The sequence below is a fragment of the Kitasatospora sp. NPDC091257 genome (assembly GCF_044757675.1).
In the GTDB taxonomy this organism is placed as follows: domain Bacteria; phylum Actinomycetota; class Actinomycetes; order Streptomycetales; family Streptomycetaceae; genus Kitasatospora; species Kitasatospora lactacystinica.
In genome coordinates, this window is sequence record NZ_JBIVVI010001775.1 from 1 (window position 1) to 1,241 (window position 1,241).

A 1,241-nucleotide genomic window follows, 5' to 3' on the forward strand; every position below is an offset into this window, starting at 1 on the left:
TCCGCGCCCCCCCCCCCCCCCCGCGGGGGGCCCCGCCGCCCCCGGGGGCCCCCCGCTGCACACCCCGAGGAGAACCCCCGTGGTCCTGTCCGTCTCCGGTGTCGTCCTGTTCGGCGCGGTCCTCTACTTCCTGTACCGCAACGGCCGCACCACCCTGCTGACGGCCGTTGTCGCGATCCTGTTCGGCTTCATGCTGGCCTCCACCGGCGTCGCCCCCGCGATCCACTCGCTCCTCGACGACGGCGCCCACGCCGCCAGCTCGGTGCGCCCCTGACGGTCAGTCCGGGATCCACAGCGTCCCGTCCTCCAGCACCCAGGCGTCGCGGATCTGGTTGCCGATGATCACGCCGGTCACCGTCACCACCACCGACTCGTCCGCGTCGAGCCACAGCACGCCGTCGTCGTCGGTGAACGCATCCCAGATCGTGCCGTCCTCGTCGATCACCGCGTCGAACTCGGTCACCCGCGGCCCGCTGTCCCAGAACCAGCCCACAGCACCCTCCCGTTCGTCCGCACCAGCCTGACGCACCACCAGGCACCACGGCAGTCATTCCCGCCGATCCCCAACCCCGCACCCGCACCCGGGCGCGACCGCCAGAGGAAAGAGGAACACCGTGTCCGACCCCAAGCTGATCATCGGCCGCACCGGCTCCGGCAAGACCCACCGCCTCCAGCAGCTCATCACCGCCCACGCCGACGACCCGACCACCACCGTCTGGGCCATCACCCCCTACGACGAGCTGGACGGCGCCGACCGGCACACCCACATCGACGGCGCCGAGCAGCTGCTCACCGACGTGCTCACCGAGGTCGACCGGCGCTACGCCAGCGGCCACGAGCACACCCCGACCGAGGCCGAGCCGCGCATCCGCCTGATCGTCGACCAGGTCGACCTGGCCCACGAGCTGCTGGGCAAGAGCGCCCCGTTCGGCCACCTGCTGACGCGTGTGGCCGTCATCGGCCGCAAGGCCGGCGTCGACATCGTCCTCACGGCCTCCACCACGCACCTGGACCGCTGGCCCGTCGGCCTGCACCGGCACTTCGACCGGCCCGGCACCACCGAGATCCTGCCGTCCCGCCGCCACGACGACGAGGCCTGAGCACTGCCCCTGCAGCCCGTCTCCCGGCCTCTCCGGGGGCCGCCGGACCAGCAGCCCGCCACCAGGTCGGTCCGGCGGCCCCAGAAGGCGCCCGGCGCCGCGTCCCGCGTGCGGGTCGACGTCAACGGCTTCGCCTACGAC

The 1,241-nt window shown here is 73.0% G+C and carries 3 protein-coding genes; 2 read left to right on the top strand and 1 reads right to left on the bottom strand.

What is annotated here, in order from left to right; genetic code table 11:
- Nucleotides 1–79: 79 nt before the first annotated feature.
- Nucleotides 80–274: a hypothetical protein gene (locus tag ACIQOV_RS41940; RefSeq protein ID WP_401056467.1), complete on the top strand. Its 195-nt coding sequence runs from the start codon at nt 80–82 to the stop codon at nt 272–274.
- A 3-nt stretch (nt 275–277) separates the two neighbouring features.
- On the opposite strand, the gene ACIQOV_RS41945 is transcribed toward ACIQOV_RS41940, so the two are convergent.
- Nucleotides 278–493 carry a hypothetical protein gene (locus ACIQOV_RS41945; RefSeq protein WP_401056469.1) on the bottom strand — a complete coding sequence of 72 codons (216 nt, stop codon included), beginning with the start codon at nt 491–493 and terminating at the stop codon, nt 278–280.
- 121 nt (nt 494–614) lie between these two features.
- On the opposite strand from ACIQOV_RS41945, the gene ACIQOV_RS41950 reads away from it, so the two are divergent.
- Nucleotides 615–1,100 carry a hypothetical protein gene (locus tag ACIQOV_RS41950; RefSeq protein WP_401056471.1) on the top strand — a complete coding sequence of 162 codons (486 nt, stop codon included), beginning with the start codon at nt 615–617 and terminating at the stop codon, nt 1,098–1,100.
- The last annotated feature ends 141 nt before the right edge of the window (nt 1,101–1,241 follow it).